A 17,589-nucleotide genomic window follows, 5' to 3' on the forward strand; every position below is an offset into this window, starting at 1 on the left:
GGCCGCTATCGTCGAATCGCTGCGAAGCAAATCCGGATTCCTTGGTTGGGAACGCGCGCGCGCCATGCGAGCCTAGCTGGTTTCGACCAACCCGCCCGGGCGCGCCCCTCGACGATGACAGGAAAGCCGATCCGCCTGAACGCGTTCAACATGAACTGCGTCGGCCACATCAACCATGGTCTGTGGACGCATCCGCGCGATCGCTCCACCGACTACCGCTCGCTCGCCTACTGGACCGACCTCGCCCGCCTGCTCGAACGCGGTCTGTTCGACGGGCTGTTCATCGCCGATATCGTCGGCGTCTACGACGTCTATGGCCAGTCGCTCGACCTGACGCTGCGCGAATCGATCCAGTTGCCCGTCAACGACCCGATGATGCTGGTCTCGGCGATGGCCGCCGCCACGCAGCACCTCGGCTTCGGCATCACCGTGAACCTGACCTACGAGGCGCCCTACCTGCTGGCCCGGCGCTTCTCGACGCTCGACCACCTGAGCGGCGGCCGGATCGGCTGGAACATCGTGACGGGCTACCTCGACAGCGCGGCGCGCGCGATGGGCCTGGCCGGCCAGATCGAGCACGACGAGCGCTACGACCGCGCCGACGAGTACCTGGAAGTGGCCTACAAGCTGTGGGAAGGCAGCTGGGAAGACGGCGCGGTGCGCCGCGACCGCGAGGCGCGCATGTTCGCCGATCCGGCCAAGGTGCACCGCATCCGCCATCGCGGCCGCTTCTACGAGGTCGACGGCTACCACCTCGCCGAACCCTCGCCGCAGCGCACGCCGGTGCTGTTCCAGGCGGGCTCCTCGGGGCGCGGCCAGCAGTTCGCGGCGCGCCATGCCGAATGCGTGTTCGTGTCGAGCGGCAGCCGCGCCGGTACGCGCAAGCTGGTGGCCGAGCTGCGCCGCCAGGCGGCCGAGGCCGGGCGCGATCCGGCAGGCCTGAAGATCTTCATGGGCGTGACGGTGATCGTCGGGCGCACCGAGGCCGAGGCGCGCGAGAAGTTCGCCGAGTACGCGCGCCACGCCAGCCCCGAGGCCGGCCTCGCGCATTTCGCGGCCGGCAGCGGCATCGATTATTCGCGCTTCGATCTCGACGACGTGATCGCGCCCGACGGCACGAAGAAACCGCGCGGCATCGAATCCTCGGTGCAGCGCGTCACCGACGGCCGGCCCGATTTCACGGTGCGCGACCTGCTCGGCCAGATGGCGCTGGGCGGGCGCTACGCGACCATCGTCGGCGACGCCTCGCAGGTGGCCGACGCGCTGATCGGCTGGATCGACGAGACCGATATCGACGGCTTCAACCTGGCGCGCACCGTCACGCCGGAAAGCTACGAGGATTTCATCGAGCTGGTGATCCCCGAGCTGCAGGCGCGCGGCCGCTACAAGACCGCCTATGCCGAGGGCACGCTGCGCGAGAAGCTGTTCGGCGGCGCGGCCACGCTGCCGGCAGCGCATGCGGGCGCGGCTTATCGCCGGCAGCCCGAAGCCGCCGCCGCGCGCTGATGCCGACCTTCCCTCCGACGCGATAAGCGCGATTCCACTGCTCGAGCACCACCCCCGCCAAACCGGGAATCGATATCTGAATTGATTGGTTTGGCGGGGATTCGACGCTCCCTACACTCGTCATGTCTTGTCATGACAAGTTGACCATGTCGAAAACCAATCTGGTGCCGCTGTCCCCGCAACCGCTCTACGAACAGATCAAGGACACGCTGCGCGCGCGCATCCTCGACGGCAGCTACCCGCCCCACAGCCGCATGCCTTCCGAAAGCGAACTGTGCGCGATGTACGGCGTGAGCCGCATCACCGTGCGCCAGGCGCTCGGCGATCTGCAGAAGGAAGGCCTGGTGTTCCGCCTGCACGGCAAGGGCACCTTCGTGTCGAAACCGAAGGCGTTCCAGAACGTCGCCTCGCTGCAGGGCTTCGCCGAGGCGATGTCGTCGATGGGCTACGAGATCGTGAACCAGTTGCGCAGCTTCGGCATCGTCAAGGCCGATCGCCACGTGGCCGCCAGGCTGAACCTGCCCGAGGGCGCCAGCGTGGCCGAGATCCACCGCGTGCGCCTGCTCAACCGCGAGCCGGTCTCGCTCGAGATCACCTGGGTGCCGGAGGCGCTCGGCAAGCGCCTGGCCGGCGCCGACCTCGCCACGCGCGACATCTTCCTGATCCTGGAGAACGACTGCGGCGTGCCGCTCGGTCATGCCGACCTGTCGATCGACGCGATCCTCGCCGACGACGACATCGTCGAGGCGCTGCGCGTGGAAGACGGCAGCCCGGTGCTGCGCATCGAGCGCCTGACGCACGACGAGGCCGGCGCGCCGATCGATTACGAACACCTGTATTTCCGCGGCGACGCCTTCCAGTACCGGCTGCGCGTCGATCGCAGGAGACCGCATGAACACCGGAGGACCTCGTGATGAATACCCAAGTGCTCGACTACGACCTGGTGGTGGTGGGCGGCGGCACCGCCGGCCCGATGGCCGCGATCAAGGCCAAGGAACGCAACCCGGCGCTGCGCGTGCTGCTGCTGGAGAAGGCCGGCGTCAAGCGCAGCGGCGCGATCTCGATGGGCATGGACGGCCTGAACAATGCCGTGATCCCCGGCCACGCCACGCCCGAGCAGTACACGCGCGAAATCACCATCGCCAACGACGGCATCGTCGATCAATCCGCCGTGCATGCCTACGCGAAGCACAGCTACACCACCATCGAGCAGCTCGATCGCTGGGGCGTGAAGTTCGAGAAGGACGGCAACGGCGACTACGCGGTCAAGAAGGTCCATCACATGGGCGCCTACGTGCTGCCGATGCCCGAGGGCCACGACATCAAGAAGATCCTCTACCGGCAGTTGAAGCGCGCGCGCATCGCGATCACCAACCGCGTGGTCGCCACCCGCGTGCTGACCGACGCGCAGGGGCGCGCCGCCGGCGTGCTGGGTTTCGACTGCCGCACCGCGCAGTTCCAGGTGATCCGCGCCAAGGCCGTGATCCTCTGCTGCGGCGCGGCCGGGCGGCTCGGCCTGCCCGCCTCAGGCTACCTGATGGGCACCTACGAGAATCCGACCAACGCCGGCGACGGCTACGCGATGGCCTATCACGCCGGCGCCGCGCTGGCCAACCTGGAGTGCTTCCAGATCAATCCGCTGATCAAGGACTACAACGGCCCGGCCTGCGCCTACGTGACCGGGCCGCTGGGCGGCTTCACCGCCAACGGCCAGGGCGAGCGCTTCATCGAGTGCGACTACTGGAGCGGCCAGATGATGTGGGAGTTCTACCAGGAACTGCAGAGCGGACGCGGCCCGGTGTTCCTGAAGCTCGACCACCTGGCCGAGGAAACCATCCGCAACATCGAGCAGATCCTGCACACCAACGAGCGGCCCAGCCGCGGCCGTTTCCATGAAGGGCGCGGCACCGACTACCGTCATCAGATGGTGGAGATGCATATCTCCGAGATCGGTTTCTGCAGCGGCCACAGCGCCTCGGGCGTGTATGTGGACGAGCATGCGCGCACCACCGTGCCGGGCCTCTACGCCGCCGGCGACATGGCCGCCGTGCCGCACAACTACATGCTCGGCGCCTTCACCTACGGCTGGTTCGCGGGCGAGCACGCGGCCGAGGACATCGCCGGGCGCGAGCTGGCGCCGCTCGACCAGGAACAGGTGGCGGCCGAGCGCGAGCGCGTGCTGGCGCCGCTGCATCGCGAGCACGGCCTCGCGCCGAACCAGGTCGAGTACAAGCTGCGCCGCATGGTGAACGACTACCTGCAGCCGCCCAAGGTCACGCGCAAGATGGAGATCGGCCTGCAGCGCTTCGAGGAAATCGGCGCCGACATCGAGGCGATCAAGGCCACCCACCCGCACGAGCTGATGCGCGCGGCCGAGGTGCGGGCGATCCGCGATTGCGCCGAGATGGCCGCGCGCGCCTCGCTATTCCGCACCGAGAGCCGCTGGGGCCTCTATCACCATCGCGTCGATTTCCCCGAGCGCAACGACCGCGACTGGTTCTGCCACACGCACCTGAGCCGCGACGACCAGGGCCGCATGAGAAGCGAGAAGCGCGCCGTCGAGCCTTACGTGGTGCCGGTCTCCGACGCGGAGCTGGGCGCGTATTCGCAGTTGCGGATCCGCGAGCGCGCCACCGCCAACGCCACCGCCACCGCCACTGCCAACGCAACCACCGGCGCCGACGCTCACGCCGCCCCCGCCCTCAGCTGAGAACCCCGACCATGCCGACCACCCCGCACGACATCCTCCAGCGCAGCAGCGCCCCCGTGACCATCGACGAGGCGCTGTGCATCGCCGAGAAGGGCTGCACCGTCTGCGTCGACGTCTGCCCGCTCGACCTGCTGGCGATCGACACCTCGAAGGGCAAGGCCTACATGCAGTTCGACGAGTGCTGGTACTGCATGCCCTGCGAACGCGATTGCCCGACCGGCGCCGTCAAGGTCGAGATCCCGTACCTGCTGCGCTGAACGCGGCCCGCCACCTCCACGCTCCCTCGCCCCCGCAAGACCGATGACCGACATGCCCCCGATCCACCCCACCGACCTGCCGGCGCTGGCCGCCGGTGTCGATCCCGCCGCGCGGCCGCTGCTGGCGCGCGCCGCCGATCCCGACCCGGCCGTGCGCCGCATCGCCGTGTTCGAGCTGGCCGATCTCGGCGATCCCGAGCTGGTGCCGGCCTTCCTCGCCCTGCTCGGCCATGACGCCGACGCCGCAGTGCGCCGCGAGGCGGCCCTGGCGCTGGCCGCCTGGGAGCAGCCCGAGGCAATCGAGGCGCTGTGCGCGGCCCTGCTCGACGCCGATGCCGGCGTGCGCGAGGCCGCCGCGCAAAGCCTGTCGGAGCTGAAGGACCCGGCTTCCGGCGACACGCTGCGCCGCTGGGCCGGCCGGCCCGAACCCTTCGTGGCGCGCGCCGTGCTGCGCGCCCTGCGCGAGCTGCGCCACGCCGATGCCTACGAGCCGGCGCTGGCCGCGCTCGATTCGGACGACGCCGAGTTGCGGCTCGAAGCGGTGGCGGTGCTGGGCTGGCTCAAGGACCCGCGCGCGCTGCCCGCCATCGCCGTGCTCGCGACCGGCGATACGCGGGCCGAGGTGCGCCGCGCCGCGGCGGGCGCGCTCGGCTTCAGCGGCGACCAGCGCGATGCCCGGCCGGTGGTCGAGGCCCTGCTGGCGGCGCTGGGCGATCCGGCCTGGCAGGTTCGCGAGGAAGCGGCGACCACGCTCGGCAAGCTGCGCGCGGCCGCCGCCGTGGCCGCGCTGGGCGCCGCGCTCGAGGATCCCTACTGGCAGGTTCGCCTGCGCGCGACGCGCGCACTCGGCTTGATCGGCGAGCGCTCGGCCGGCGCCGGCATCGCCGCGCTGCTCACGTACGCGATCAGCAACCTGCGCAAGGAAGCCGCGCTGGCGCTCGGCGAGCTGCGCGATCCGGCCTGGCTGGAAGCGCTGGGCGCCGCGCTGGAGGATGGCGACCCCGAGGTCCGCAAGGCGGTGAGGATCGCGATCCGGCAAATCGAGGAAGCCCGGCCATGAACGCCGTGCCGAGCGAATTGCGCAGCGATGCCGCGACGCGCACGCTGAGCCTGGTCTGGCAGGACGGCACCCGCGGCCGGCTGGGCCATGCCGCCTTGCGCGAGGCCTGCCCTTGTGCCGGCTGCCGCGCCGCCCGGCTGGCCGGCACGCCGCCCAAGGCGGCACCGAACCTCAGGCTGACGGCCATCGAGCCGATCGGCTACGGCGTGCAACTGGTGTTCGACGACGGCCACGATCGCGGCATCTTCCCCTGGCCCTACCTGGCGGCGCTGGCCGCCGACGCCGCGACGGCCTGAACCGGGCGCCGCCGGACCTGGCCCGTCGTCACACCATCGGCGCGCCGATCCCGGCGGCATCGTGGATCAGCCCCATCAGCCGGCCCATCGCCGGCGCGCTCACGCGCGTGCGGCCCGCCACGGTCTGGTGCACCACCACCATGTCATTGAGCGGATCGACGATCAGGTATTGCCCGCCACGCCCCTCGGCCCAGAATGCGCCAGGCGGCAGCTTCAGCCCGGCCGCGCCGCTGTCGGGCAGGCCGGCCCACCACAACCAGGCATATTCGGCGTCGCCGCCGCGCGTGGGCGAGACGCCGGTGGTGCTCTCGGCCACCCAGGCCGCCGGCACGATCGCGCGCTGCCGCCACTGGCCGCGGCGCAGGTAGAGCAGGCCGAAGCGCGCCAGGTCGCGCGCGCTCATGTGCAGCGGGTAGGCCGGGTGGATCGAATCGGCGCCGCGCACGTAGCGGCCGTCGCGCGCCCGGTAGTCCTGCATGCCGATCGGCGTGGCGATGCGCTGCGCGAAACTGTCGAAGATCGAGGCGCCCACCGCGTGCTCGTAGATCGTGCCGAGCACGTTGAAATCCCAGTTGTTGTAGTACCAGAAGCTGCCCGGCGCATGGCTGCCGCGCGCCGGCCGCAGGCGCTTCTCGGTGGCCGTCTCGTAGAGCGCCGGGTGGTAGACGCCCGAGCGCGCCTGCAGCAGCTCGCGCACGGTGGCCTGCTTCTCGGCCTGGCTCAGGGCCGGTGGCCGGTCGTCGATGCCGAGGCTGCCCAGGGTGGCGTCCAGGTCGATCTTGCCCTCGGCCACGGCGATCCCGATCAGCGCGCTGAGCAGGCTCTTGCGCACCGAGTTGATCTCGCGGCGCGCCGCGATCTCGCCGAAGCTGTCGACCACGCGGCCGTGCTGGACGATCAGCAGCGAGGCGGTGCCGATCGAGGCCGCGTAGGCGTGAACGTCGTCGAGATCGTCGGGCGACCAGCCCAGCTTGTCGGGATCGATGCGCTCCCATTCGGCGCCGGGCCAGACGGGCGGATCGGCCAGGTCGGCCAGGCTCGGCGCGCTGGCCTGGCTCGCCGGCGCGGCCGCGGAAGCGGCAGCCGCGGCTGAAGGCAAGGCGGCGGAAGCGTCCGCGGCATCGCCGGCGGCGGGTGCCGCGGCCAGCGCCAGCGGTGGCGCGCCGGCCAGCCCGGCGGCCGTCAGGGCCAGGAACTGCCTGCGGCTGATCTTCACGTCGGTCTCCTCGGCAAGCATGGGTGCGCCCCGGCGGGCGGCGCCGGGATCATGGTTGTTTACGCGTAGCGGGCGGCAGGAATCCGTCGCCGTGGCCGCGGCATCGACTGTCGCACAAAAACGTCAGCATACGACAGCGCGATCCATCGAGTTTTCCTAAGGATTTCCACGGCGATGCGCAAGGACGCGCCGCGCTGTCACAAAAGTTGCACGCGCACCCGCTTTCGTCAGCATTCCGACAGAATCGGCGGCCCCGCGTCCGCGCGGCCGGCCGCCGGCGCGAAACCATCCAATCGTGCTTTCGATTCCTCGCATGATCGTTTCGCGGGGCCGCCCGCCTTCCCTAGCATCGATTCGCTTTCCACTCGCGATCACGCCAAAAAGGAATCGTATGCTGAAGAAATCCCTCGCGCTCGGCCTCGTCTCGGCCGGCTCGCTCACTGCCCACGCGCAAAGCTCGGTCACGCTCTATGGCCTGGTGGATGCCGGCCTGGCCTATACCAACAACCAGAAAGGCGCCTCGAACGTCCAGCAGACCAGCGGCAAGCTCTCGGGCAGCCGCTGGGGCCTGAAGGGCGTGGAGGACCTGGGTGGCGGGCTGTCGGCGGTGTTTACCGTGGAGAGCGGCTTTCGCACCAACGACGGCACGCTCGGCCAGGGCGGCCGGATCTTCGGGCGCCAGGCCTTCGTCGGCCTGGGCAAGAAGGGCGTGGGCACCCTCAGCTTCGGCCGCCAGTACGAGCCGCTGTCGGACCTGGTGGCGCAGTACGCGGGGCCGGGCTTCTGGTCGCCGGCCACCCACGTGGGCGACAACGACAACCTGAACCAGACCTTCCGCATCAACAATGCCGTGAAGTTTCGCAGCGACAGCATCGCCGGCTTCACGGTGGACGGGCTCTATGCCTTCAGCAACCAGGCCAATGGCGGCGCCGGCACCGGCTTCGGCAATAATCGGGCCTGGGGGATCGCGGCGAACTACGCGCACGGCCCGCTCTCGCTGGGCGGCGGCTACCTGGTGCTGAACCACCCCAACGCGGGCAGCAATACCGGCGGCGCGATCGGCGGCGCCAGCACCAGCGCCGGCGACGACTACAGCGGCGCATTCTTCTACGGCCTGAACGGCGGCGTGCTCAAGCAGCAGATCGCGGTGGCCGGCGCGAACTACAGCTTCGGGCAGGCAATCCTCGGCTTCGCCTGGAGCCACACGCAGCTCGACTACCTGGACGGCTCCTCGCGCAAGCTCAACAACTACGACCTGAACGCGCGCTACCTGATCACGCCCACCACCACCCTGATCGGCGTCTATGCCTTCACCGACGGCCGCGCCAGCAGCCTGCCCGGCGCCGGCGGCGGCACGCTCAAGCCGCGCTGGCACCAGTTCACGCTCGGCATCGACTACGCGTTGTCCAAGCGCACCGAGCTGTATCTGTCGGGGGTCTACCAGCTCGCGGCCGGCGACGCGAGCAGCGCCACCGCGGGCGGCTACCGCTCGATCGCGGCGATCGCCGACGCGGGCACGGCTTCCTCGAACAACCGCCAGGTGGCGGCCTTCGGCGGCGTGCGCGTGAAGTTCTGACGGAATCGGACAAGACGGCGGCCTGCTTCGGCAGGCCGCTGACCTGCCCGGCGCCACCGCGACCAGGCGGCGCCGGGCTTGCCCTTACTCGCCCGCGTCCGGGATCCAGGCGGCGCGCGCCACGTCGGCGCGGCGGAAGGCCGGGAATTTCGCGCTCAGTTCGGCGATGTTGTGGATATCGAACTTGCGCAGGTCGTCGCGCGTGATCAGGGTCGGCTTGATGCCGATGCGGTGCCCCGGGTCCTGTCCGGCCACCAGCAAGGCCGCGGCACGCACCGAGACGGCGCCCACCACCGCCGGGTTGGTGGCCGCCGTGGCCACCCAGGGGCTGTCGGGCGCGCGGATCGCCTGGATGTCGGCGGTCGAGATATCGGCGCTGTAGATGCGCAGCTTCGACGCGATGCCGTTTTCCTCGGCGGCCAGCTTGGCGCCGCGCGCGAATTCATCATACGGCGCGAACACCACGCGCACGCCCGGATGCGCGCGGAACGCGGCGGCCGCCTGGTTGGCCACCGATTGCGCGATCGGGTTGTCGACGCTGCCGAAGCGCGCCACCTCCTTCACGCCGGGGTTCGCCGCCTTGAAGGCCTGCCAGACCGCGTCGCGGCGATCGAGCGGCGCGAAGCCGGCCACGTAGACATAGGCCGCCTCGAAGCTCCGGCCATTGTCCTTCACCGCCTGGTCCAGCAGCAGCGTGGCGAGATCGTGGTCGCTCTGCTCGATCTGGGGCACCTTGGGATTGGCCAGGTCGACGTCGAAGGCCACCACCTTGATGCCCTTGTCGAGCGCGCGCTGCACGATGTCCTTCAGCGATTCGGGCAGCCCGTGGTTGACGATGATGGCCGCCACGCCCAGGTCGATCGCCTGCTGGATCTGGTCGCGCTGCTGGGCCGCGTCCTGGCGGCCGGCATAGATGCGCAGGTCGACGCCGAGCGCCTTGGCCTGCTTCTGCGCGCCGGCCTCGTAGGCCTGGAAGAAATCCCCGGCGGACAGGTAGTTGACGAGCGCGATGCGCACGCCGCCGTGATTGAACGGCGCGGGCGCGCCGGCCGGGGCCGGGTCGGCGAAAACCGGCGCGCTGCAGGCGAGCGCGAAGGCGAAAGCGGCGCACCGCGGCGCGAGCCGGAGCTTGCGGACGAGCTGGTCGATCATGGGCGGAATATCGAAAAGAGGGTTGAGGAAGGACGGCCGCTCGGCGCGTGCCTAGCGTATGCGCCGGGCGCCGATCCCGAAGGTGAAGGCGAGCGCGCCGACCAGCAGCGCGCCCTTGATGAAGTCCTGCATGTAATACGGCGCATTGAGCATGGTCAGGCCGTTGAGCAGCACGTCGACGAAGATCGCGCCGGTCACCGCGCCGACCACGTTGGGCCGCTTGAGGCCCCACACCGCGTAGCCGATCAGCGCGGCGGCCACCGCGTCGAGCAGCAGCGAATGGCCGGCGCCGACGTCGCCGCGCCCCACTCGCGCGGCGATCAGCGCGCCGCCGAGCGAGGCGATGCAGGCCGAGGCGACATAGGCGGCCACGCGGTAGCGCGCGGTGGGCGCGCCGGCCAGCCGCGCGGCCGTCTCGTTGCCGCCGGTGGCATAGAGCACGCGTCCCCAGCGGCTGAACTCGGTCAGCAGCACGGCCAGGATCGTCACCGCCAGCAGGATCAGCACCGGCAGCGGCACGATATCGAGCCAGCGCAGCCGCCCCAGCGCCAGGAAGGCGGCCGGGAATTCGCCGCTGGCCTCGCTGCCGTCGGGCAGGATGGTGCCGGTGGCCAGCGACCGACCGCCGGTCGGGATCAGTTGCAGCCCGGCCAGCAGGAACAAGGTGCCGAGCGTGGCGAGCTGGTCGGGCACCTTGAGCCGCGTGATCAGCAGGCCGTTGAGCAGGCCGGTGGCGATGCCGAGCAGCAGGCAGGCACCCAGCGCGGCCCAGGCGCCGCCGTGCCAGACCACCAGCACGTAGCTGGCCGCCATCTGCGCGGTGGCGGCCGTGCTGCCCACCGACAGGTCGAAGCCGCCCACCGCCAGCGTGACGGTCACGCCGATCGCCAGCAGCGCGACGATCGAGGCGGCCTGCAGGATGCTGAACAGGTTGTCCACGCCGATGAAGGCCGGCTCACGCCAGGCGAAGCCGGCCACCAGCGCCAGCAAGAGCGCGACCAGCCCGCCGCGTTCGAGCCACCCGGCGGCGCGGCGCGCGCGCGGCGGCGTGCCGCCGTCGGCGGCGAGGTTGGCGGCGCCCGGCTCGGCCACGCTCTTCATGCTGCGGTCTCCCTCAAGACATCGTGGCCGCGGCCGATCCGCAGCCGGTCGAATTCCAACACCCGGTCGGCGACCTCGAAGGCCTCCTCCGGATCGCTGACGAACACCAGGGTGGCGTGCCCGCTCGCGCCGCGCCGCAGGATCTCGACGATCTCGGCACGCGCGCCGACGTCGACGCCCTGGAACGGTTCGTCGAGCAGCAGCAGCCGCGCCGGCTCGACGAAGCCGCGCGCCAGCGCCACCTTCTGCTGGTTGCCGCCCGACAGGCGCACCACGCGATCGTCCGGCCCCTGGCAACGGATCGACATGGCGGCGATCAGCTCGGCCGCGCGGGCACGTTCGTGGCCGCGATCGACGCGGCCGCGACGGAACCAGCGCACCAGGAACGGGAAGCCGATGGTGCCGGCGATCGAGGCGAAAGGCACCGAATCGGGAAACAGCGAGCTGGTCCAGCGGTCCTCGCCGAGCATGAACACGCCGGCCGCGACCGAATCGGCCGGGCCGCGCGGGCGCCAGGGCCGGCCGTCGAGCGAGATCGCGCCCGAGGCGGGCGGCTCGACGCCGTACAGCGTGCGCGCCAGACGCGACTTGCCGCCGCCGACGGGGCCCGTCAGGGCGACGATCTCGCCGCGCGCGGCATCGAGATCGAGCGGCGGCGCATCGGCGAACAGCTTCAGGCCACGGATCGAGAGCCCTTCCTGCAGCGCGGGCATCGGCGCCGCCGCGGCCAGTGGCGAGCCAGTCACGCTCGCCGTCGAGCGCGGCCGATGGCGCGGCAAGGGCCGGCCGATCATCGCCTCGGTGGCCGCGTCGTAGTCGAACGGCGCCTCGATGCGCGCCACCACGCGGCCATCGCGCAGCACCACGGCACGATCGGCCATGCGGCGCAGGTCGCCGGGACGATGCGAGACCAGCAGGATCGCCACGCCCTGCTCGCGCAGCCGGTCCAGCGCCGCGAACAGGCGCGCGGCCTCCTCGGCCGACAGGCTGGCGGTGGGCTCGTCGAGGATCAGCAAGGCCGGCGCGGCATCGAGCGCGCGCGCCAGCGTGATCAACTGGCGCACCGCGATCGACTGGTCGGCCGCCGGCGCCGCCAGCGGCACGTCCAGGCCGATCCGCGCGGCGATCGCGGCCGCCTCGCGGCGCCGCGTCGAGGGTCTTTCGAAGCCGATGCCGCCGCGCCGGTTCATCCGGTCGAGCAACAGGTTGTCGGCCACCGAGAGGCCCGGCACGATCGCGTCGGCGATCGACTGGTGCATGGTGGCCACGCCGCCGGCCCTGGCCTGCTGCGCGTCGCCCGGCGCGAACGGCCGCCCACGCAGATGGATCGTGCCGCCGTCGGGCCGCAGCACGCCGCTCAGGATCTTCACCACGGTCGACTTGCCCGCGCCGTTCGCGCCCATCAGCGCCACCACCTCGCCCGCGCCGAGCACCAGGTCGACGCCGTCGAGCGCGCGCGTCGCGCCGAAACGCTTGAGCAAGCCGCGCGCCTCCAGCACCGGCGGCACCGCGCTCATGCGCCGGCTCCGGGCACGAATGCGCCGCGCGGGGCAAGGCTCGGCGCGGAATGCGGAACAATCGGGGAAGGTTCGTCGCGGATCATCGAAGCGTTATACGGGCCATCCCGCGCGCGGCGCAACGAATCCGTTCTGCTATGCATATCAGCGGCACGCGGCATCGCGAAAGCAAATCAGAAATGCTTGTTTGCGTTCGGCCGGCACGCACGACAAGAATGAGCCGTCACCCAGCCGTCATCGTCGATCAGTGCTCCTCTCCAATCACGCTTGCCCAAGCCGCCCTCGCCGATCCATGCCCATGCGCTTCCTGCTTCGCCTGCTGCTGCTCGCCACCCTCGTCCTGCCGGCCCTGGCCGCGCAGGCCGCCCCGCTCACCATTCGCATCGGCGTCGCCCAGCAGGGCGCGGGCGATCCGCCCACCTTCGGCGGCAGCGCCGGCGCCACGGTGCAGCAGCAGAAGCTGCTGGAGAAGGAATTCGAGCGCGACGGCATCCGCGTGCAATGGCTGTTCTTCAAGGGCGCGGGTCCGGCCGTCAACGAGGCGATCGCCGACAAGTCGATCGACTTCGCGCTGCAAGGCGACCTGCCCGCCGTGCTGGCGCGCGCCAACGGCCTGAACACGCACCTGATCGCGGCGGTGGGCGTGCGCAGCGGCATCAAGATCGGCGTGCCGACCGGCTCCGACATCCATTCGGTGAAGGACCTCAAGGGCAAGCGCGTGGGCATCTTCCGCGGCACCAACCTGCAACTCGTGATCGACAACGTGCTGGCCGCCAACGGCCTGGACGAACGCGAGCTGCGCGTGATCAACCTCGACACCGCGAGCGCGCTGGCCGCGCTGGCCTCGAAGGGGATCGACGCCTCGGTCAACGACTACCATCTCTCGAAGCTGGTCGACAGCGGGCTGGCGAAGATCATCTACGAATCGCAGAACGACGGCCCGCAGTACACGCGGCAATCGCACCTGCTGGTGCTCGACGATTTCGAGCGCGCGCATCCCGAGCTGGTGCAGCGCGTGGTGAACGTGTTCGTGAGCGCCTCGCGCTGGGCCTCGGACGAGGCCAACCGCGACGCGCTGCTCGCGCAATGGGCGCAAAGCGGCATCCCGGTGTCGTCCTGGCAGGCCGAATTCCCGGCCGGCACGCTGAAGTCGCGCAACTCGCCGCTGCTCGACCCGTTCTTCGTGGCGCGCTACCAGGCGGTCGCCCAGGATGCGCTCAAGCTCAAGCTGATCCGCCGGCCGGTGGACGTGAACGGCTGGATCGAGCCGAAGTACCTCGACAACGCGCTCAAGGCCCAGCATCTCGAGCACTACTGGCCGAGCTACGACGCCGCCGGCAAGCCGCGGGCCTGAACGCCGCCGGAGCCATCATGAGCGATACCGCGATCCCGATCGGCAAGCCCACCCGCCAGGACGACGGCGCCGCTGCCGCGCGCGCTCCGTTGCGCGCGCAAGCAAACCGGCGCCGGCTGGCCGCCCTCGCCTGGCATCTCGCGCCTTGGCTGCTGCCGGCGCTGCTGTTCGCGCTATGGCGCATCGGCTGCGAGCGCGGCTGGATCGCGCCGCAGATCCTGCCGCCGCCGGCGATGGTCTGGCAGACACTCGAGGAACTCGCGCGCAGCGGCGACCTGCTCGCCAACACCTGGATCAGCCTGCAGCGCGTGCTGCTCGGCTTCGCGGCCGGCTCGCTGGCAGGCTTCGCGATCGGCGCCTGGCTCGGCATCTCGCGCACCGCCGAAGCCTATGTGCTGCCCAGCTTCAACGCCGTCGTGCAAATTCCCGTGCTGGGCTGGCTGCCCTTCCTGCTTCTGCTGGTGGGCGTGGGCGAGCCGCTCAAGATCATCCTGATCGCGCACGCGGCGCTGGTGCCGGTGGCGATGAGCACGCTGCAGGGCTTTCGCGAGGCGCCCGTCGCGCTCGACGAGGCCGCCCGCGTGTTCGGCTACAGCCGGTTGCAGCGGATCGTCCACGTGGTGCTGCCGGCCGCCGTGCCGACGCTGGCCACCGGCGTGCGGCTCGCCTTCACCAAGGCCTGGCTGGCGCTGGTGGTGGTCGAGCTGGTGGCCTCCTCCGAAGGACTCGGTTACCTGATCGTGTATGGCCGCCAACTGTTCCAGCTCGACCTGGTGATGGCGGCCGTGGTGATCGTCGGCGCGATCGGTTACGCGATCAATCGCCTGCTCGACGCGCTCGAAGCTCGCCTGCGGCGCGGCCGCGCCTCGGCCTTTCGCGGCTGAGCCTCGTCCTTCCCCAACCGGAGCCCGGCACCGTGTCCTCATCCGCAACGCCTTCCGCAACGCCGGCCGCGCGCCGCCGGCCCGACCTGCGTGGGCTGGTATTGCCGGCGCTGGCCCTGCTCGCCTGGTGGGCCGTGGCGGCCGCCCGCCACGATCACGCAGGCCTGCTGGTCGGCCCCGACGCGGTGCTGCGCACGGCCTGGCAGCAAGTGGCGAGCGGCGCGCTCGCGCGGGCGCTGTCGGCCTCGCTGGCGCGCGAGTTCGCCGGCTTCGCGATCGGCACCGCGCTCGGCCTGCTGCTCGGCACCGCCCTGGGCCTGTCGCGCATCGCGGCGCGCCTGATCGGACCCAGCTTCGACACCTTCAAGCAGATCTCGCTGTTCGCCTGGATCCCGCTGATCTCGGTCTGGTTCGGGCTCGGCGATACCGCCAAGGTGGTGTTCCTCTCGCTGGCCGCGCTGCTGCCGGTCACCGCCCATACCTGCGACGGCATCCACGCGGTGCCGCGCGCCTATGTCGAAGTGGCGCGCACGCTGCGCTACACGCGCTGGCAGTTGATCCGCCATGTGCTGCTGCCCGCGGCGCTGCCCTCGATCTGGACCGGTCTCTACCTCGGCCTGATCTACTCCTGGCTCGCGACGCTCGGCGCCGAGTACCTGCTGGTGGCCGGCAGCGGAATCGGCAACACGCTGATCGACGGCAGCGAACAGTTCCGCATGGACCTGGTGCTGTTCGGCATCATCGTGGTCGGCGTCACGGGCTGGGCGCTCAATGCCGGCGCGCGGGCGCTGGAGCGGCGCCTGCTCGCGCGCGGCCGTGCGCCGTCTTCCGCTTCGCTCGCCTCGTCGCCTTCACCGGAAACGCCATGACCCTCGCCCTCACCTCCGATTCGCTCGAACTGCTGCATGTGCGCAAACGCTATGCGCAATCGGACGGCCGCCAGCCGGCTCTCGACGTGCTCGACGACATCTCGCTGCAGGTGCGCGGCGGCGAATTCGTCAGCATCGTGGGCGCCAGCGGCTGCGGGAAATCCACCCTGCTGCGCCTGATCGCCGGGCTCGACGTCGACTACGAGGGCGAGATCCGCGCCGGCGGCGAGCGCGTGCGCGATACCTCGCTGCAACGCGGCATCGTGTTCCAGGATCACCGGCTGTTCCCCTGGCTGACGGTCGCGCAGAACGTCGAGGCGGCGCTGCGCAATTCGCCGCTCGATGCCCGCGCGCGGCGCGCGGCGGTGGCCGAGCACATCGCGCTGGTCGGCCTGGCGGGCTTCGAAGCGGCGTATCCGAGCCAGCTTTCGGGCGGCATGGCGCAGCGCGTGGCGATCGCGCGCGGGCTGGTGAACCGCCCGCGCCTGCTGCTGCTCGACGAGCCGTTCGGCGCGCTCGATGCACAGACGCGCACGCGCATGCAGCACGAACTGCAGCGGATCTGGGAACAGGAGCGCATCACCATGATCCTGGTCACGCACGACGTGGACGAGGCGGTCTGGCTGGGCGAGCGCGTGATCACCATGGCGCCGCGCCCGGGCCGCATCGCGCGCATCACCGAGGTCGCGCTGCCGCGTCCGCGCGAGCGGCATGGCAGCGCCTTCGCCCGGCTGCGCGACGGCATCCTCGCCGAGCTCGGCGACGACGAGGCCGCCGCGCGCACGGCGCCGCCTCGCGAGGCGCCACGGCCGGCAGGCGGCTGGCGGCTCGCCTGGTAGGCGCGGCGCTTCATCGCCACGCTTCGTCGCCGCGGCGATATGGATTGCCTCGATTCGCGAGCTATCGATACGAGGATTCGTCAGTTCAGTTTTGCGCTCGCGGCTGCTTGAATAGCCGAACCGATCCCCACCCACCGAAGGAGAGCTTCCGATGTCCGACGTGCAGATTGCCCACTCGTCCCCGCGTGCCGCGCCCTTGTCCGCCCGTGCCGTCGATACGCCGCTCGCGCTGCGCCGCGTGGCCGGCCGCATCGGCGCGGAAGTTTCGGATCTCGAACTGTCGGCGGATATCGACGAGACGCGTTTCGCGGCCCTGCTCGATGCGCTGCATACCCACAAGGTGCTGTTCTTCCGCGGTCAGCATCATCTCGACGACGCGGCCCAGGAAGCCTTCGCGCGCCGCTTCGGCCAAACCGTCGCGCATCCGACCGTGCCCTCGGTGGACGGCACCGCCGCCCTGCTCGAACTCGATTCGCAGCACGGCGCGCGCGCCAATTCCTGGCATACCGACGTGACCTTCGTCGATGCCTACCCGAAGGTGTCGATCCTGCGCGCGGTGGTGATCCCGCCGGCCGGCGGCGACACCGTCTGGGCCAACACGGCCGCCGCCTACCAGCACCTGCCGGCGCCGCTGCGCGCGCTGGCCGACACGCTGTGGGCGATCCATACCAATGCCTACGACTACGCCGCCTCGCACGTGAACGCCGATGCCGACCAGCTCAAGCGCTATCGCGAGGTGTTCACCTCCACCGTCTACGAAACCGAGCACCCGGTGGTGCGCGTGCATCCGGTCACGGGCGAGCGCACCCTGGTGCTCGGGCATTTCGTGCAACGCATCAAGGGCCTGTCGACGGGCGAATCGGCGCATCTGCTGCAGGTGCTGCACGAGCACGTGACGCGCCTGGAGAACACCGTGCGCTGGAACTGGCGCGAGGGCGACGTGGCGATCTGGGACAACCGCGCGACCCAGCACTACGCCATCAACGACTACGGCGACGCGCGCCGCGTGGTGCGCCGCGCCACCGTGCACGGCGACGTGCCGGTCAGCGTGGACGGGCGCCACAGCGTGGTGCTCAAGGGCCCCGGCGCCACCCTGCAATGACGCGGCGGCCAGGCGGCCCGGGCGCCAGGCCGCGTCGCCCGGACGCTCCCGCCTGGCGCCGGCCGGCGCTGGGCTGCCGCGCCTCGATTGCCGCCGGCGGCCCGGCGCGGCCGGCACCGACCGAGCCTCGCCACCAAGCCGCCGACGACG

16 protein-coding genes are annotated in these 17,589 nt (G+C 70.9%); 12 read left to right on the forward strand and 4 right to left on the reverse strand.

The features are described 5' to 3' along the window. Nucleotides 1-114 precede the first annotated feature (114 nt). From BM43_RS07180 to BM43_RS07205, 6 genes are all read left to right on the forward strand, one after another. A complete protein-coding gene (locus tag BM43_RS07180; protein ID WP_036056102.1) occupies nucleotides 115-1,506 on the forward strand; it encodes an LLM class flavin-dependent oxidoreductase in 1,392 nt (463 codons plus the stop codon). A gap of 146 nt (nucleotides 1,507-1,652) precedes the next feature. Then, nucleotides 1,653-2,420, forward strand: a complete 768-nt coding sequence (locus BM43_RS07185) for a GntR family transcriptional regulator (protein WP_013690426.1) — start codon at nucleotides 1,653-1,655, stop codon at nucleotides 2,418-2,420. Then, nucleotides 2,420-4,216 (forward strand): fumarate reductase/succinate dehydrogenase flavoprotein subunit, encoded by a 1,797-nt coding sequence (locus BM43_RS07190; RefSeq protein WP_036056101.1) that lies wholly within the window; start codon nucleotides 2,420-2,422, stop codon nucleotides 4,214-4,216. The genes BM43_RS07185 and BM43_RS07190 overlap by 1 nt, the downstream gene beginning before the upstream one ends. A gap of 11 nt (nucleotides 4,217-4,227) precedes the next feature. Further along, nucleotides 4,228-4,473, forward strand: coding sequence for a 4Fe-4S dicluster domain-containing protein (locus BM43_RS07195; RefSeq protein ID WP_013690428.1), 246 nt, complete (start codon nucleotides 4,228-4,230; stop codon nucleotides 4,471-4,473). A 43-nt stretch (nucleotides 4,474-4,516) separates the two neighbouring features. Beyond that, the gene (locus BM43_RS07200; protein ID WP_042285837.1) at nucleotides 4,517-5,533 is read left to right on the forward strand and encodes a HEAT repeat domain-containing protein; all 1,017 of its coding nucleotides are present in this window, start codon (nucleotides 4,517-4,519) and stop codon (nucleotides 5,531-5,533) included. Further along, nucleotides 5,530-5,829, forward strand: a complete 300-nt coding sequence (locus BM43_RS07205; protein WP_017921999.1) for a gamma-butyrobetaine hydroxylase-like domain-containing protein — start codon at nucleotides 5,530-5,532, stop codon at nucleotides 5,827-5,829. Before BM43_RS07200 ends, BM43_RS07205 begins: the two co-directional genes overlap by 4 nt. 28 nt (nucleotides 5,830-5,857) lie before the next feature. Here the strand turns inward: BM43_RS07205 and BM43_RS07210 are convergent, their stop codons facing one another. Beyond that, nucleotides 5,858-7,045, reverse strand: a complete 1,188-nt coding sequence (locus BM43_RS07210; RefSeq protein WP_226284630.1) for a serine hydrolase domain-containing protein — start codon at nucleotides 7,043-7,045, stop codon at nucleotides 5,858-5,860. Between the two features lie 391 nt (nucleotides 7,046-7,436). Between BM43_RS07210 and BM43_RS07215 the strand changes: the two genes are divergently transcribed. Beyond that, nucleotides 7,437-8,621, forward strand: a complete 1,185-nt coding sequence (locus BM43_RS07215; RefSeq protein ID WP_036056099.1) for a porin — start codon at nucleotides 7,437-7,439, stop codon at nucleotides 8,619-8,621. A gap of 84 nt (nucleotides 8,622-8,705) precedes the next feature. Here the strand turns inward: BM43_RS07215 and BM43_RS07220 are convergent, their stop codons facing one another. The 3 genes from BM43_RS07220 to BM43_RS07230 are packed head-to-tail and all read right to left on the reverse strand — an operon-like array spanning nucleotide 8,706 to nucleotide 12,391. After that, entirely contained in the window at nucleotides 8,706-9,773 is a 1,068-nt protein-coding gene (locus BM43_RS07220; RefSeq protein ID WP_042285839.1) for a substrate-binding domain-containing protein, read from the reverse strand. A gap of 51 nt (nucleotides 9,774-9,824) precedes the next feature. Further along, a complete protein-coding gene (locus BM43_RS07225; RefSeq protein ID WP_036056097.1) occupies nucleotides 9,825-10,874 on the reverse strand; it encodes an ABC transporter permease in 1,050 nt (349 codons plus the stop codon). Then, the gene (locus BM43_RS07230; protein WP_036056095.1) at nucleotides 10,871-12,391 is read right to left on the reverse strand and encodes a sugar ABC transporter ATP-binding protein; all 1,521 of its coding nucleotides are present in this window, start codon (nucleotides 12,389-12,391) and stop codon (nucleotides 10,871-10,873) included. Before BM43_RS07230 ends, BM43_RS07225 begins: the two co-directional genes overlap by 4 nt. Nucleotides 12,392-12,683: 292 nt before the next feature. On the opposite strand from BM43_RS07230, the gene BM43_RS07235 reads away from it, so the two are divergent. The 5 genes from BM43_RS07235 to BM43_RS07255 all read left to right on the forward strand — a co-directional run bounded on the left by BM43_RS07235 (nucleotide 12,684) and on the right by BM43_RS07255 (nucleotide 17,439). After that, entirely contained in the window at nucleotides 12,684-13,745 is a 1,062-nt protein-coding gene (locus BM43_RS07235; protein ID WP_036056091.1) for an ABC transporter substrate-binding protein, read from the forward strand. A 17-nt stretch (nucleotides 13,746-13,762) separates the two neighbouring features. Then, on the forward strand, nucleotides 13,763-14,629 hold the full coding sequence (locus tag BM43_RS07240; protein ID WP_036029315.1) for an ABC transporter permease: 867 nt from the start codon (nucleotides 13,763-13,765) through the stop codon (nucleotides 14,627-14,629). Between the two features lie 32 nt (nucleotides 14,630-14,661). Beyond that, nucleotides 14,662-15,498: an ABC transporter permease gene (locus BM43_RS07245; RefSeq protein WP_042285843.1), complete on the forward strand. Its 837-nt coding sequence runs from the start codon at nucleotides 14,662-14,664 to the stop codon at nucleotides 15,496-15,498. Continuing rightward, on the forward strand, nucleotides 15,495-16,337 hold the full coding sequence (locus tag BM43_RS07250) for an ABC transporter ATP-binding protein (RefSeq protein WP_045577444.1): 843 nt from the start codon (nucleotides 15,495-15,497) through the stop codon (nucleotides 16,335-16,337). Before BM43_RS07245 ends, BM43_RS07250 begins: the two co-directional genes overlap by 4 nt. A gap of 151 nt (nucleotides 16,338-16,488) precedes the next feature. Next, on the forward strand, nucleotides 16,489-17,439 hold the full coding sequence (locus tag BM43_RS07255; protein ID WP_017922080.1) for a TauD/TfdA dioxygenase family protein: 951 nt from the start codon (nucleotides 16,489-16,491) through the stop codon (nucleotides 17,437-17,439). The last annotated feature ends 150 nt before the right edge of the window (nucleotides 17,440-17,589 follow it).

The organism is Burkholderia gladioli, assembly GCF_000959725.1.
Taxonomy (GTDB): domain Bacteria; phylum Pseudomonadota; class Gammaproteobacteria; order Burkholderiales; family Burkholderiaceae; genus Burkholderia; species Burkholderia gladioli.

Coding starts and splice junctions, on each gene's coding strand:
- BM43_RS07220 (WP_042285839.1), bottom strand. CDS start 9,773: ATGATCGACCAGCTCGTCCGCAAGCTCCGGCTCGCGCCGCGGTGCGCC.
- BM43_RS07235 (WP_036056091.1), top strand. CDS start 12,684: ATGCCCATGCGCTTCCTGCTTCGCCTGCTGCTGCTCGCCACCCTCGTC.
- BM43_RS07225 (WP_036056097.1), bottom strand. CDS start 10,874: ATGAAGAGCGTGGCCGAGCCGGGCGCCGCCAACCTCGCCGCCGACGGC.
- BM43_RS07215 (WP_036056099.1), top strand. CDS start 7,437: ATGCTGAAGAAATCCCTCGCGCTCGGCCTCGTCTCGGCCGGCTCGCTC.
- BM43_RS07250 (WP_045577444.1), top strand. CDS start 15,495: ATGACCCTCGCCCTCACCTCCGATTCGCTCGAACTGCTGCATGTGCGC.
- BM43_RS07255 (WP_017922080.1), top strand. CDS start 16,489: ATGTCCGACGTGCAGATTGCCCACTCGTCCCCGCGTGCCGCGCCCTTG.
- BM43_RS07180 (WP_036056102.1), top strand. CDS start 115: ATGACAGGAAAGCCGATCCGCCTGAACGCGTTCAACATGAACTGCGTC.
- BM43_RS07195 (WP_013690428.1), top strand. CDS start 4,228: ATGCCGACCACCCCGCACGACATCCTCCAGCGCAGCAGCGCCCCCGTG.
- BM43_RS07185 (WP_013690426.1), top strand. CDS start 1,653: ATGTCGAAAACCAATCTGGTGCCGCTGTCCCCGCAACCGCTCTACGAA.
- BM43_RS07205 (WP_017921999.1), top strand. CDS start 5,530: ATGAACGCCGTGCCGAGCGAATTGCGCAGCGATGCCGCGACGCGCACG.
- BM43_RS07190 (WP_036056101.1), top strand. CDS start 2,420: ATGAATACCCAAGTGCTCGACTACGACCTGGTGGTGGTGGGCGGCGGC.
- BM43_RS07230 (WP_036056095.1), bottom strand. CDS start 12,391: ATGAGCGCGGTGCCGCCGGTGCTGGAGGCGCGCGGCTTGCTCAAGCGT.
- BM43_RS07240 (WP_036029315.1), top strand. CDS start 13,763: ATGAGCGATACCGCGATCCCGATCGGCAAGCCCACCCGCCAGGACGAC.
- BM43_RS07200 (WP_042285837.1), top strand. CDS start 4,517: ATGACCGACATGCCCCCGATCCACCCCACCGACCTGCCGGCGCTGGCC.